The 13726-nt window shown below is 60.5% G+C and carries 14 protein-coding genes; 7 read left to right on the top strand and 7 right to left on the bottom strand.

The window, feature by feature from the left end:
• The first annotated feature begins 176 nt into the window (after window positions 1-176).
• Window positions 177-1058 carry a LysR substrate-binding domain-containing protein gene (locus ACIP8I_RS10065; RefSeq protein WP_367085561.1) on the top strand — a complete coding sequence of 294 codons (882 nt, stop codon included), beginning with the start codon at window positions 177-179 and terminating at the stop codon, window positions 1056-1058.
• 196 nt (window positions 1059-1254) lie between these two features.
• Here ACIP8I_RS10065 and ACIP8I_RS10060 read toward each other — a convergent pair whose 3' ends face one another.
• Both ACIP8I_RS10060 and ACIP8I_RS10055 read right to left on the bottom strand, forming a co-directional pair.
• Complete coding sequence (locus ACIP8I_RS10060; protein ID WP_400760679.1) at window positions 1255-1869, bottom strand: NAD(P)-dependent oxidoreductase; 615 nt, start codon at window positions 1867-1869, stop codon at window positions 1255-1257.
• A 219-nt stretch (window positions 1870-2088) separates the two neighbouring features.
• Complete coding sequence (locus tag ACIP8I_RS10055) at window positions 2089-2967, bottom strand: MBL fold metallo-hydrolase (RefSeq protein ID WP_400760677.1); 879 nt, start codon at window positions 2965-2967, stop codon at window positions 2089-2091.
• Window positions 2968-3081: 114 nt separating this feature from the next.
• On the opposite strand from ACIP8I_RS10055, the gene ACIP8I_RS10050 reads away from it, so the two are divergent.
• The gene (locus tag ACIP8I_RS10050) at window positions 3082-3987 is read left to right on the top strand and encodes a LysR family transcriptional regulator (protein ID WP_400760676.1); all 906 of its coding nucleotides are present in this window, start codon (window positions 3082-3084) and stop codon (window positions 3985-3987) included.
• 158 nt (window positions 3988-4145) lie between these two features.
• Window positions 4146-4322 (top strand): hypothetical protein, encoded by a 177-nt coding sequence (locus ACIP8I_RS10045; protein WP_007964044.1) that lies wholly within the window; start codon window positions 4146-4148, stop codon window positions 4320-4322.
• Window positions 4323-4453: 131 nt separating this feature from the next.
• Here ACIP8I_RS10045 and ACIP8I_RS10040 read toward each other — a convergent pair whose 3' ends face one another.
• Window positions 4454-5338, bottom strand: a complete 885-nt coding sequence (locus ACIP8I_RS10040) for a helix-turn-helix domain-containing protein (RefSeq protein WP_400760674.1) — start codon at window positions 5336-5338, stop codon at window positions 4454-4456.
• A 177-nt stretch (window positions 5339-5515) separates the two neighbouring features.
• Between ACIP8I_RS10040 and pobA the strand changes: the two genes are divergently transcribed.
• Together pobA and ACIP8I_RS10030 are read left to right on the top strand one after the other, a co-directional pair.
• On the top strand, window positions 5516-6709 hold the full coding sequence (gene pobA / locus ACIP8I_RS10035) for a 4-hydroxybenzoate 3-monooxygenase (protein ID WP_400760673.1): 1194 nt from the start codon (window positions 5516-5518) through the stop codon (window positions 6707-6709).
• Window positions 6710-6788: 79 nt separating this feature from the next.
• Window positions 6789-8306 (top strand): MDR family MFS transporter, encoded by a 1518-nt coding sequence (locus tag ACIP8I_RS10030; RefSeq protein ID WP_400760670.1) that lies wholly within the window; start codon window positions 6789-6791, stop codon window positions 8304-8306.
• A gap of 121 nt (window positions 8307-8427) precedes the next feature.
• Here the strand turns inward: ACIP8I_RS10030 and ACIP8I_RS10025 are convergent, their stop codons facing one another.
• The 4 genes from ACIP8I_RS10025 to ACIP8I_RS10010 all read right to left on the bottom strand — a co-directional run bounded on the left by ACIP8I_RS10025 (window position 8428) and on the right by ACIP8I_RS10010 (window position 12416).
• Window positions 8428-9276 (bottom strand): cache domain-containing protein, encoded by an 849-nt coding sequence (locus tag ACIP8I_RS10025; RefSeq protein WP_400760668.1) that lies wholly within the window; start codon window positions 9274-9276, stop codon window positions 8428-8430.
• A 230-nt stretch (window positions 9277-9506) separates the two neighbouring features.
• Entirely contained in the window at window positions 9507-10361 is an 855-nt protein-coding gene (locus ACIP8I_RS10020; RefSeq protein WP_367085568.1) for an ATPase, read from the bottom strand.
• A gap of 116 nt (window positions 10362-10477) precedes the next feature.
• Window positions 10478-11470, bottom strand: a complete 993-nt coding sequence (locus ACIP8I_RS10015) for an NAD-dependent epimerase/dehydratase family protein (RefSeq protein WP_367085569.1) — start codon at window positions 11468-11470, stop codon at window positions 10478-10480.
• Between the two features lie 52 nt (window positions 11471-11522).
• A complete protein-coding gene (locus tag ACIP8I_RS10010; protein ID WP_400760666.1) occupies window positions 11523-12416 on the bottom strand; it encodes a LysR family transcriptional regulator ArgP in 894 nt (297 codons plus the stop codon).
• Window positions 12417-12512: 96 nt separating this feature from the next.
• On the opposite strand from ACIP8I_RS10010, the gene ACIP8I_RS10005 reads away from it, so the two are divergent.
• The gene (locus ACIP8I_RS10005; protein ID WP_400760664.1) at window positions 12513-12914 is read left to right on the top strand and encodes an ACT domain-containing protein; all 402 of its coding nucleotides are present in this window, start codon (window positions 12513-12515) and stop codon (window positions 12912-12914) included.
• Between the two features lie 6 nt (window positions 12915-12920).
• Entirely contained in the window at window positions 12921-13523 is a 603-nt protein-coding gene (locus tag ACIP8I_RS10000) for a LysE/ArgO family amino acid transporter (RefSeq protein WP_007964027.1), read from the top strand.
• The last annotated feature ends 203 nt before the right edge of the window (window positions 13524-13726 follow it).

Raw genomic sequence — 13726 nt, 5'->3', positions numbered from 1 at the left:
CCTGCTCGCGATGGCGTCTTCACATTCAACATTACGGTGACTGACACATCGCTATCGCGAGCAGGCTCACTCCTACAAAGGGCCCTTCAATGGGCTCATTGAACGGGCGGCAGGTAGCGGCAACAATCGATTAAAAGTCATACTAGCCATGTCCTCACGTCATACCTTGGATCCACATGAAACGACTGCCTCCCCTGCCCGCCCTGCACACGTTTCTGATTACTGCACAGTGCTGCAACTTCACCCGGGCGGCCGAGCAGTTGCACATCACCCAGGGCGCGGTGAGCCGGCAGATCGCCGGGCTGGAGGATCATCTGGGGTATGAGTTGTTCATCCGTCTGGCCCGAGGCCTGGAACTGACCGCCGAAGGACGTGAATGGCTACCGCGGGTGGAAAAAATCTTCGGTTTGATCAGCGAGGCCACCGAGCAGATCGGTCGCAAGCGCCAGACCCTGCAGCTCAAGGCGCCAAGCTGCGTGATGCGCTGGCTGGTGCCGCGCCTGCTGCAATGGCAAAAGGAACGCCCGGATGTACCGGTCAAACTGACCACCACCCTGGCCCACGGCGTGGATTTTCAGCGCGAGCAGTTCGATGCGGCGGTGATCTACGGCACGCCGCCGGACAACTCCTCGACTGCCCTGCATCTGTTCGATGAGCAACTGACCCCGGTGTGTTCGCCAGCATTATTGAAAGGCCCGCCGGCGCTGAGCGAACCGGCCGATCTGCAACAGCATCTGCTGCTGCATCCGACCCGCGATACGCAGGACTGGACGGTGTGGCTGACGGCGGCCGAGTTGCAGTTGAACAACGTCAACACCGGGCAGCATTTCGAGACGCTGGATCAGGCGATGTCGATGGCGTCGCATGGGACGGGGGTGGCGATTGGCGACTGGTCGCTGATCGGCGATGACCTGCGCGCCGGGCGGCTGGTGATGCCGTTTGAGCTGAAGGTGAAAACGGGGCTGGGCTACTACGTGGTGATGCCGCAGGGTGGGGAAGCGTCGCCGCAGTTGGAGGAGCTGATGATCTGGCTGGTGGAACAGGCGCATTTGCGCTGAGGCTTTTCCCCTCACCCTAACCCTCTCCCGGAGGGAGAGGGGACTGATTGGGGATTGCTGAAGAAATCTACCGACCAGAAAGGACTGCACCGGATCCATAATCGACTCGATCACTCAGGTCGACGTATACCGCAAGCCCCCGCGGTCAGCTCCCTCTCCCTCCGGGAGAGGGCTGGGGTGAGGGGCGAGGATTCACTCAATATCCGACCGTAAACCGCTGACGCGAATGCTTCGGCGTCTCCACTTCGTCGAGCAGAGCAATCGCGTAATCGGCGAAGGTGATCCAGCTACGGCCTTCGGCACTCACCAGCAAGTGATCCTTGCCAACGCGGAAGGTGCCGGTGCGCTCACCTTCGACGAACTCGGCCGACGGCGAGAGGAAAGTCCAGTCCAGATCCTTCTCCTGACGCAAGGCATTGAGGAACGCTGCGCCAGCGCTGGCCTCGGTTTTGTACTCAGCGGGGAAACCGGCGCTGTCAATCACTCGAGTGTCGTCCGGCAGCAACAGCGAACCGGCACCACCGACCACCAGCAGACGTTTCACCCCCGCCTGCTTCACCGGGCCAACCACGGCACTGGCCGGTACAGTGGCGAAATGCGCAGCGCTGATCACCACGTCGTGACCGGCGACTGCGGCTTGCAGCGCCGCCGAATCCAGCACATCGACATTCTTGCTGACCACACCGGCACGCGCGCCGATCTTCGAGGTGTCGCGGGCGATGGCGGTGACGCTATGCCCGCGACGCAGGGCTTCTTCCAGCAGTTGGCTACCGGCACGGCCGGTGGCACCAATGATTGCGATCTTGCTCATGACATTCTCCAGTTGGCTTGAGAGTTTCAACGACGGCATAAATCCAGGCTTGAAGCGGTATTTCCTGTGGCGAGGGAGCTTGCTCCCGCTGGAGGGCGAAGCACTCCCCGCCTGTTTCAGGTACAACGCATTGGCAGCTTTACGCCTGCTGCGCAGGCGGGCGGGAGCAAGCTCCCTCGCCACAACAGTCCTCACGACCTCTGTTTCAGATCAATCGGGTTACCACTTCATCTCGCCCTTGGCGACTTTGGCGCTCAGCTCCAGCGAGCTTTCTTCGCCGAGTTTCGGGTAGCGTTTCTGCATGGCCTTGATCAGTGCGGCGGAATCCTTGGCCTTGGCAGTTTCTTCGTCGAAAGCCTTAATGTAGTCGGCGGTGAATTTCACGCTCGCCAGCGAGCGGCTGCTCTCGCCCAGGTAGTGACCCGGCACCACGGTTTTCGGTTTCAGGGTTTCGATCGAATGCAGGGTGTCCAGCCAGTCGGCGTGGGATTGCGCAGTCTGGGTATCGGCCATCCACACATGAATGTTCTCGGCCACCACCACGCCACCGACCACCGCCTTGAGCGACGGAATCCACACGAAGCTGCGATCCGGTTGCTTGCCTTCAAGGCCCACCACCTGCAACTTCTGACCTTCGAGCATCAGGCTGTCGCCCTTGAGTACGCCCGGCACGATGGTTTTGGCCGGCACGTCGGCGCCCATTTTCGGCCCCCAGAAAGCGAGTTTGCCGTCGATGGTCTGCTTGATGTGATCGACGGTCGGCTGCGAGGCCAGCACTTCGGCGTCGGGGAAAGCCTGGGTCAGGGTGTCGAGGCCGAAGTAGTAATCCGGGTCACCGTGGCTGATGTAAATGGTGGTCAGATGCTTGCCGCTGGCGCGGATCTTTTCCACCACCTGCTCGGCCTGGGCCTTGCCGAATTGTGCATCGACCAGAATCGCGTCTTTCTCGCCGCTGACCAGCACCGAAGTCACCGGGAAAATCGCCTTGGAGCCCGGGTTGTAGACATCCAGGGTCAGGTTGGCGGCAGCGGCGTGGGCCGCAAAACCGAGGGTGGCGGTGGCCAGCAAAACGCGCTTGAGGGTAGTGAAGCCGATCATCTGTTGCTCCGTGATCCGAATGCCGTGTTTGGCGATGGGACAGAGCTTAGTTGCCTGACTCGGTACAAAAAATGCGATGCTTGGACATAGTTTGTTTCTGAAAGCGGGCAAATCATGGATCGTCTTCAAGCAATGCGGGTGTTTGTCACCGTGGTGGATCTGGGCAGCCAATCAGCGGCGGCTGACCATCTGGACCTGTCACGGCCGGTGGTGTCGCGTTATCTGGCGGAGCTGGAAGACTGGGTCGGCGCGCGTCTGATGCACCGCACCACACGCAAGTTGAGCCTGACTGCCGCCGGCAGCGAAATCCTGCCGCGCTGTCGGCAGATGCTCGAACTCTCGACCGACATGCAGGCCGCCGTCAGCGAACCCGACGAGGCACCGCGCGGACTGCTGCGCATCAGTGTCAGTACCTCGTTCGGTCAGGCGCAACTGGCCGATGCCATGGCGGCATACGTCAAACGCTACCCCGGGGTCAGCATCGACATGCAAATGCTCGACCGCACGGTGAATCTGGTGGATGAGCGCATCGATCTGGCGATCCGCACCAGCAATGACCTCGATCCGAACCTGATCGCCCGGCGCCTGACCGTGTGCCGCTCCGTGGTCTGCGCCGCACCGGCTTATCTGCGCGATAACCCGTCACCGCAGCGCGTCGAGGACCTGAGCCGGCACAACTGCCTGACGCACTCGTATTTCGGCAAGAGTCTGTGGCATTTCGAAGAGGATGGCGAACCGGTGTCGGTGCCGGTGCAGGGCAACATCAGCGCCAACGAGGCCAGCACTCTATTGCGCGCAACCCTGGCCGGAGCCGGCGTGGCGATGCTGCCGACCTATCAGGCCGGGGTGCATGTGCATGCCGGTGAACTGGTGCGTTTGCTACCGCATGCCGAGCCACGGCAGATGAACATCTACGCGGTGTACGCCTCACGCAAGCACATGCCGGCGGCGCTGCGCAGCATGCTGGATTATCTGGTGCAGCGGTTTCCAGAGAATCCAGAGTGGGATGTGGGGTTGTAGAAAAGCAAAAGATCGTCCGAACGCGGCCCGAACCTGAGGCAGCTCCTACACATAACCCTGTAGGAGCTGCCACAGGTTCGGGCCGCGTTCGGACGATCTTTTGATCTTGTTCTATGCTGAAAGTAATACCGCAGGGTATGCGTTCAGAGGTCAACGCCATGAACATCAGAACAAGAAGGTACTTCGCGATTTTCATCACCTGCGCTGCCACGCTGGCGCTGTACGGCACCGCCGCCTGGCGGGTCGAGCAACTGCGACAACTGCCGCGCGAATATGCGAGCTGCAATTTCGAGCGTTGTATTCCGCACAATGCGACGCTGAACGCATTGCGCTGATCGGGGTTGCTATCAATCCTGTGGGAGCTGGCTTGCCAGCGATGGCGGTGGCCCAGACGCCTTCAGTGCTGACTGACAGGACGCAATCGCTGGCAAGCCAGCTCCCACAGGGATCAGTGGTGGCAACAGATTCACTGCTCGGCCTTCAGCCGGTCACGAAACGCCTTTGGCGAAATCCCCACCCTGCGCCGGAACAGGCGCGTGAAGTTGGTCGGATCGGAAAACCCCAACAACTCCGACATCTCGTAAATGGTCATGCTGGTGTAGGTCAGCAACCGTTTGGCTTCCAGCAACTGGCGTTCGTGCATGATCTGCAGCGCTGGCTGCCCTGCCAGTTCGCGGCAGGTGCCGTTGAGGTGTGATACCGAAATCCCCAAACGATGGGCGAGGTCTTCGACCTTCACATGCTGGCGGTACGTCTCCTCCACCAATTGAATGAACCCGTTGAGGTATTCGCGCTGGCGTTGCGGCCGCTGGCTGGCGTTATGGCGCACGAGCGCCTGACGGCTGACCCAGACCATGATCACGCTGACCAGCGAATGCATAAGCATTTCCCGCGCGGGTTGATGGCCGTTGTACTCGGCCTGCAACGCTGAAAACAGACTGTTCAGGTACTCCGCGTCCTTGCCCGCCGGGTAGTGCTCGGCCTGGGCCAGTGCGTGCACCGAACTGCCCAGTTGCGCCTGCAGGTGATTGATCAGCGGATTGGCGAGGGTGACGACAAAGCCTTCGACGTCCTCGGAAAAACGAAAGCCATGCACCGACAACGGTGGCAGGACTTGAATGGCGGGTTCATCGAGCTGCGTGCGTTGACCTTCGATTTCAAGCTCTGCCTGACCTTTGAAGACGAAGAGCAACTGGCACAAATCGGCGTGGCGGTGGGGTTTGATTTCCCATTGATGTTCGCGGCTGCGTTTGGAAATGGTTTCACAGTGCAGCAAGTCAGGGGTCGGCCAGTCCAGGCTTTCACCGTAGAGCTTGAACACCGGAATCGAAGGCAGGTCAGGCTTGTTCATCACTTCAATCCAGGCCTCGAGGTTGCGGGCGATAATCGCACCGATTGGCAGAATGTACAGGTATCGGCTCAGTTTTCACCTTCAATTGACAGACCCGCGGGGGAAAAATGCAAGCACTCGATCCATAAAAATCATTCACCGACTCAGGTCGTGTGAAGCTTGCGAGTCATAAAAACAATGAAAATGCTGAAAACCCAAGTCGCTATCATTGGCGCCGGTCCGTCCGGATTGCTCCTCGGTCAGTTGCTGCACAACGCCGGCATCGACACCCTGATTGTCGAACGTCAGACACCCGATTACGTGCTCGGGCGAATTCGCGCCGGCGTGCTTGAACAAGGCATGGTAGAGCTGTTGCGCCAGGCCGGCGTAGGCGCGCGCATGGATGCCGAAGGGTTGGTGCACACCGGCTTCGATCTGGCACTGGATGGACGCCTTGCGCACATCGATCTGCAGGGTTTGACCGGCGGCAAAACCGTGATGGTTTACGGCCAGACCGAAGTCACTCGCGACCTGATGGCCGCTCGTCGGGAGGCCGGGGCGCTGTCGTTTTATGGAGTGAGCGATGTCGTTCCTCACGGCATGAAAAGCGACGAGGCGTTTGTCACCTTCGAAAAGGACGGTGAAACCTGGCGCGTCGATTGCGATTACATCGCCGGTTGCGACGGTTTTCATGGCGTCGCCCGGCAGTCGATTCCCGAGGACTGCCTGAAGATTTTCGAACGGGTCTATCCGTTCGGCTGGCTGGGGATTCTCGCCGACACCCCGCCAGTGCACGAAGAGCTGGTCTACGCCCGGCACGAGCGCGGCTTTGCCCTGTGCAGCATGCGTTCGGCCACCCGTACCCGGTATTACCTGCAAGTGCCGGCCGAGGAAAACGTCGCCGACTGGTCCGATGAGCGCTTTTGGGCTGAGCTGAAAACCCGCCTGCCCGCCGCGCTTGCCGAAAAACTGGTGACGGGCCCGTCGATTGAAAAAAGCATCGCGCCGCTGCGCAGTTTTGTCGTCGAACCCATGCAGTACGGGCGGATGTTTCTCCTCGGCGACGCCGCGCATATTGTGCCGCCCACCGGCGCCAAGGGTCTGAACCTGGCCGCCAGCGATGTCAGCACGCTGTTCAACATTCTGCTGAAGGTTTATCGCGAAGGGCGCACCGATCTGCTGGAGAAATATTCGGAAGTCTGCCTGCGCCGGGTATGGAAAGCTGAACGGTTTTCCTGGTGGATGACCAGCATGCTGCACCGCTTCGACGAGCACGACGATTTTAGCCAGCGGATCAGCGCCTCGGAACTGGACTACTTTGTCAGTTCCGAAGCGGGTCGAAAAACCATTGCAGAAAATTACGTCGGACTTCCGTACGAGGCTATCGAATAGCCTGCTATCGACTTACACTGGCGAGCATCCACCCGCGTGCGATGGCAGCGCGGGTCCATCACTGCCCGCAGGCTTGCCCGTGACCAATCTTAATCACCCTGAAACGCCCAAACCGGCTATTCGCAGCGTGCTGGTCGCGCTGATGCTGGCAATCTTTCTGGGCGCACTGGATCAGACCATCGTCGCCGTCTCGATGCCCGCCATCTCTGCCCAATTCAAGGACGTCAGCCTGCTGGCCTGGGTGATTTCCGGGTACATGGTGGCGATGACCGTGGCCGTGCCGATCTACGGCAAGCTCGGCGATCTGTACGGGCGACGCAAACTGATGCTGTTCGGCATGGGCCTGTTCACACTGGCCTCGCTGTTTTGCGGCATGGCGCAAAGCATGGAACAACTGGTGCTGGCGCGAATTCTCCAGGGCATCGGTGCCGGCGGGATGATTTCGGTCAGTCAGGCGATCATCGGCGACATCGTCCCGCCGCGCGAACGCGGGCGTTATCAGGGTTATTTCAGCAGCATGTACGCGGTGGCCAGCGTCGCCGGGCCGGTGCTCGGCGGCTACATGACCGAATACCTGTCGTGGCGCTGGGTGTTCCTGATCAATCTGCCACTGGGGCTGGGCGCCTGGTGGGTTGCCAATCGCAATCTGCGCGGCCTGCCGATTCCACAACGCAAACCGATCATCGACTACCTCGGCACGTTGTTGATGATCATCGGGTTGACCGCCCTGCTGCTGGCCATCACTCAGGTCGGTCAGGGTCATTCGTGGCGCAGCAGTGAAGTGCTTGGCTTGTTCGCCTGTGCGGTGCTGGTGCTGGCGGTGTTCGTGTGGCATGAACGGCGGGCGCGTGAGCCGCTGCTGCCGATGCACTTGTTCACCAACCGCAACGCGTTGCTGTGCTGGTGCACGATTTTCTTCACCAGTTTTCAGGCGATCTCGCTGATCGTGCTGATGCCGCTGCGCTTTCAGAGCGTCACCGGCGCCGGGGCGGATGCGGCGGCATTGCACTTGCTGCCGCTGGCGATGGGCCTGCCGATTGGCGCTTATTTCGCCGGACGTCGCACCTCGATCACCGGACGCTACAAACCGCAGATTCTGACGGGTGCAGTGCTTATGCCGATCTCGATTCTCGGCATGGCCTTCAGTCCACCGGATGCAACGCTGGTCAGCAGCCTGTTCATGCTGCTCAGCGGGATCGCCGGCGGCATGCAGTTCCCGACTTCACTGGTGGGCACGCAAAACTCGGTGGAGCAACGCGACATCGGCGTCGCCACCAGCACCACCAACCTGTTCCGCTCGCTGGGCGGCGCGGTGGGTGTAGCGTTGATGTCGGCGCTGTTGCTGGCGTTGTTGCAGGATTCGAGTTTTGCCCATCTGGCGAGCAACTCGCTGCTCAGCGAGGGGCATTCGGGCAACGTGCTGCTCGACGGTCTGAACGCCGCACCGGGCGATGCGCAGAACGCCTTGCGCGCCGAGCTTTCGGTGACGTTCCGGCATTTGCTGTGGGTGAGTACGGCGGTGTCGCTGCTGGGGCTGGCGGCGGCGATTGCGATGCCGAACAAGTTGCTGCGCGGGCGCGAGCATGGCGCCAAATAACAGCAACACCGCTAAACCCTGTAGGAGTGAGCCTGCTCGCGATAAGGGTGTGTCAGTCGAAACCACTGTTGAATGACACACCCTTATCGCGAGCAGGCTCACTCCTACAAAAGCAGTTCACTCAAGGGCTGTAGTAACCCACCGCCACCAGAAAATGCCCGACCTTCCTCAGGTAGGCATGCTTGTCTTCGACCTTGCCGGTCACCGGGTTTTTCCAGCGGTATTCGTATTCACCGTCATCCTGTCTGGCGATCAGCGCCAGAATCGGCTCGCCCACCGGTTTGCCTTCCGGGTCCTTGATCTTGCTGAAATCAGTGTTGATCAGCCGCAGGTTGGTGCCATGGGCCACGTAGCGCTGGGTGTCCAGATCGACCACGAACACGTACAGGTCATCCTGCAGATAACCGCCCTTGAGCGAGTTGATGGCCGTCAGCGTACCCTTCTCGTTTTTCCCCAGATCGGTTGCAGCCTTGTCGAGAAGTGCCTTGGCCTGCTCGGCTGACGCACGCGGCAAGTAATAACCGACTGCCAGAATGCGCTGACCGATGCGCTGGTAATACACATGTTTGCGCTCGACCTTGCCGTCGGCCCAGTTCTGCCAGCGGTATTCGGCCTGTTGAATGCCGTTGCCTTCCGGCACCAGCAATGCATCCTTGAAGGCCTTCTGCAGATCCGGCCCGAGCACCTCGCTGACATCGCGGCCGATCAAGGCTGAGGAAGGCCCGCCGCTGGCGAGCATCACGCCTTTGGTGTCGACCACGAACACGTAGCGATCCTTGTCGACGAACTCGCCCTGACGGCTGAACGCGGCGAAAGCCTTGTCGCCATTGTCGTGGTAATAGGCCAGGGCCTTTTCCAGCAAAGCGATGGCGGCCTTGCTGTCGTCCTTTTGTGTGGTGGCAGCATTGACCTGCCCTGCCCCCACAAAAAACATCACCCCGAGCCACGCCACTTTATGCAAAAACCCCATAACGCATCCCTCGTTCTTGTTGGTGTTTCAAGAGCGTAGACGGCTTGGGGTAGGAAGGGGCGCCGCATCCTGTAGCGAGGGGATTTATCCCCGATGGGCTGCGCAGCAGCCCTGATGGAGAGAACACATATTTTCTGACACACCGAGCTGATGGTTTGGGGGCTGCTGCGCAGCCCCATCGGGGATGAATCCCCTCACCACAATGCTCCCTGGCTACAGTTCATCAGGCCCTAAGGCCGGGCATTGATCTGCTGCTGCAGGTTCTGAATCTGCGCCTGCAGGGTGTTGAGGTTGCGGGTCATCTGGCCGCGGAACGCATCGAACTCAGCGGTATTGCCGCCACCCTGTGGCGTTGCCGGGCGGTTGTCCTGTTCACTCTTGAGAACGACGATTTCCTGCTCCAGGCGCTCGATCGCTGCGTTCGAGTTGCCCTGCTTTTTCAGCGCAGCGATATCAGCGCCAAGGCTTTTCAGCTGGGCGTCATAACTCTTGAGCTGGGCGTCGACCTTGCTGGTATCCGCCGGTGCGCTTTTCAGCGTTGCGAGTTCGGCGCTCAAAGCTTTGACCTGGGCCTGCAACTGGGTGTTGGCGTTCTGTTGTTCGGTGGTCTGCGCGGTCATCTGCGCCAGACGCTTGTCCAGATCGCTGGCCTGACCGACCACGCCTTGCTGCTGTTTGCTTTGATCCAGCAACTGGGTTTCCAGCTGTTTGATCTGCAGCTTCAAGGCTTCGCTGTCGCTGTTGACGTTGCTCTGGCTGGCGACGACTTTGCCGGAAATGTCCTGCAGGCGCCCCGCAGCTTCCTCGCTGATGCGCGCAAAGCTTTCCTGAGTCGCGACCAACTGCTGCTCCATCAGCGAAATCTGCTGGAAGCTCCACCAGGCCAGACCGATGAAGGCAAAGAACAACGCGCCGACCAGTGCCCACAGCGGCCCGGTACTCGCAGCCTTGACCTTGACCACCGGCGGCGTACGCGAGTGCACGGAGGTACGGGCGGTGGGCGGAATGTCATCGTCGTCAAAGGTGTCGGCCCGCAGGCTCGGTACATCGTCGAAATCGTCGTTGGCATCGTTACGCATGGACATTGAGGCAACCTTTGTGGAACGCGGTGATGGCTAAATGCTGCGAAGTATAACCGCCGCAGCCGCAGGGATTGACCCTCAAGCGGCAGTGCGGTTCATTGCCGGCCGGGCGACTTGTATCAACGGATGTCCTGAGCTTTCCACCAGCCACAGAACTCGTCGAGGGCCGACCACAGGCTGACTTTCGGATCGTAGTCCAGATAATGCCGGGCGCGACTGATGTCGAGGGTGAAATTTTTCTTCATCACTTGCATGCCCAACCGCGACAGGGTCGGCTCCGGGCGGCCCGGCCAGAGTTTGCACACGCCTTCGTTAAGCGCCGCGACGCTGTAGGCCAGACCGTACGAGCGGTATTTAGTGACCTGCGGCACTTCCATCTTGCGCATCACGTAATTGACCACATCCCACAACGGCACCGGCGCGCCATTGCTGATGTTGTAAGCCTTGCCCAACGCGGAACCGGCCGCCAGCAGGCTGCTGAGCAGCGCTTCGTTGAGGTTCTGCACACTGGTGAAATCGACCTTGTTCAGGCCATCGCCGATGATCGCCAGACGGCCCTTGCGCTGCATGTTCAGCAGGCGCGGGAAGATGCTCATGTCGCCGGCGCCGGTGACAAAGCGCGGGCGCAGGGCGATGGTTTCCAGCCCGAATTCCTGTGCGCCAAAGACCTTTTGCTCGGCCAGGTATTTGGTGGCCGCGTAGTGATGCTTGAAACGCTTGGGCACTTGCTCTTCGGTCAGGCCGAGGTGATCACGGCCATCGAAATAGATCGACGGCGACGACAGATGCACCAGCCGCCGCACGCGCTGCTTGAGGCAGGCTTCGACGACGTTTTCGGTGACCTGCACGTTGCCCAGATGAAAGTCCTGATAGCGTCCCCACAAGCCGACGGCACCGGCGCAGTGCACCACGGCTTCGACGTCGCTGCAGAGGTCGCGCACCAGATCCGCATCGGTCAGATCGCCCGGAACGAACTCGGCGCCACGGCGCACCAGATGCTCGACGCTTTCGGCCCGGCGACCGTTGACCCGCACGTCCAGGCCCTGCTCCAAAGCGAAACGCGCAAAGCGTCCGCCAATAAAGCCGCTTGCGCCGGTGACCAGAATTTTCATGTAACGCTCCGATGTCTTTCGTTTACCTATACGTCTTTCTTGACGCTGACCATCAGCCCAAGGGCACCAGCCAGCGCGGTGAAGAACGTAGCAATTGCTCGGTCAGCAAGCCCAGCAACTGACCGCCATTGCGCCAATGATGCCAGTACAACGGCACATCGATCGGTTTATCTGGCAACAGTTCGCGCAATACGCCGCGTTGCAGCTGCTCACGCACTTGCAGTTCCGGCACCAGACCCCAGCCGAATCCGGCTTCGGTCAGGCGCACAAAACCTTCGGAGGACGGGCACAAATGATGCTCGAATCCGCCATCAACGCCCAATGATGCAAGGTAGCGATGCTGGAGAAAGTCGTCCGGGCCGAACACCAGCGCCGGGGTGCGCGGCAGCTGCTCGGCGCGCACCCCGTCGGGGAAATGCCGCTCGATAAACGCCGGACTGGCCAGCGCCCGATAGCGCATGGCCCCGAGCAACACGCTGCGCGCCCCGGCCACCGGGCGCTCGCTGGCACAGACACACGCCGCCACCTCCCCGGCACGCATGCGCTTGAGGCCGACGGTCTGATCTTCCACCACCAGATCCAGCAACAAATGCTGTTCGGCGCAGAAATCACCCACGGCTTCGGCCCACCAGGTGGCGAGGCTGTCAGCGTTGATGGCGATACGCAATCGCTCCGGCAGCCCCTCTTCGTCGAGCGCCGGCACCAAGGTCTGCAAGTCACGTTCGAGCAGGCGCACCTGCTGCACATGGTTGAGCAGCCGCCGGCCAATTTCCGTCGGTGACGGCGGCGTGCCGCGCACCAGCACCGGTTGGCCGACGCGCGCTTCCAGCAGTTTGATCCGCTGGGAAATCGCCGATTGCGACAAGCCCAGCACCTGCGCGGCGCGTTCGAATCCGGCCTGCTCGACCACAGCGGCCAGAGCGGAAAGCAATTTGTAGTCGAACATCAGTTTTCCTAATGAGCGATCAGCACTATTGGTTTTTCTTATACCGCTTTCGACCGGAGAATAGCCAGCAAGCACTCTTTATCAAGGAACACGGCAATGGCTGGCGAAACCTCACTCACAACTCTGCTGCGCAGCATGAGCCCGCAGCTCAACGCCGGCGAATACGTGTTTTGCACCGTGCCTGACAACTTGTTGCCGAGTGGGCTGGAGATTGTCGGCAGCTTTTGCGAACAGGAAGGTCTGACCGTGATCCTCGAACGCTCCCAGGCTGAACACGCCGGGTTCGCTTTCGATTATGTCGCGGCGTGGATCACCCTCAACGTGCATTCGGCACTGGAAGCGGTCGGCCTCACCGCTGCGTTCGCCACGGCATTGGGCAAAGCCGGGATCAGTTGCAACGTGATCGCCGGTTATTACCACGATCATTTGTTTGTCGGTCAGGCCGACGCCGAACGCGCCATGCACGTGCTGCGCGATCTCGCAGCCCACGCGGAGTAACTCTTTATGTGGCAAAGCTACGTGAACGGCCTGCTGGTGGCCTTCGGGCTGATCATGGCGATCGGCACCCAGAACGCTTTTGTCCTGGCCCAGAGTCTGCGCCGCGAACATCACCTGCCGGTCGCGGCGCTGTGTGTCGCGTGCGATGCGCTGCTGGTGGCGGCCGGGGTGTTTGGTCTGGCCACTGTGCTGGCGCAGAACCCGACATTGCTCGCGGTGGCGCGCTGGGGCGGCGCCGTCTTTCTGATTTGGTACGGCAGCCAGGCGCTGCGCCGGGCGTTCTCGAAACAGAGTCTGGATCAGGGCGAAAACCACACCGTACGCTCGTTGCGCGCGGTGATGCTCAGCGCCCTGGCAGTGACGCTGCTCAACCCGCACGTTTATCTGGACACGGTTCTGTTGATCGGCTCGCTCGGTGCACAGCAGTCGGTGCCGGGGGCTTATGTAGTGGGTGCGGCAAGTGCCTCGCTGCTGTGGTTTTTCACCCTCGCCCTTGGTGCGGCATGGCTTGCACCGTGGCTGGCTCGGCCGAGTACCTGGCGGATTCTTGATCTTCTGGTGGCAGTGATGATGTTTACAGTCGCAGGGCAATTGATATTGGCGCAGTGATTTATTCCAAACAGCTCTGGAACCTCTATCCCACACAGTTGTTGCGTGGTTAAGCCTTGACCCCGGTGCTATGATCCGAACCCTGCGCCGCAAAGAGTAAAAACTCGTCGGTGCATTTCTGGCCGCCCGTGATCGGCCTTGCGCTCACCGCAACAGACCTGATTAGGAGAATCATCATGGCTTTCGAATTGCCGCCGCTGCCT

It is taken from the genome of Pseudomonas sp. NPDC088414, from assembly GCF_044753325.1.
Classification (GTDB): Bacteria; Pseudomonadota; Gammaproteobacteria; order Pseudomonadales; family Pseudomonadaceae; genus Aquipseudomonas.
This window is presented reverse-complemented; position numbering and strand designations above follow the sequence as displayed.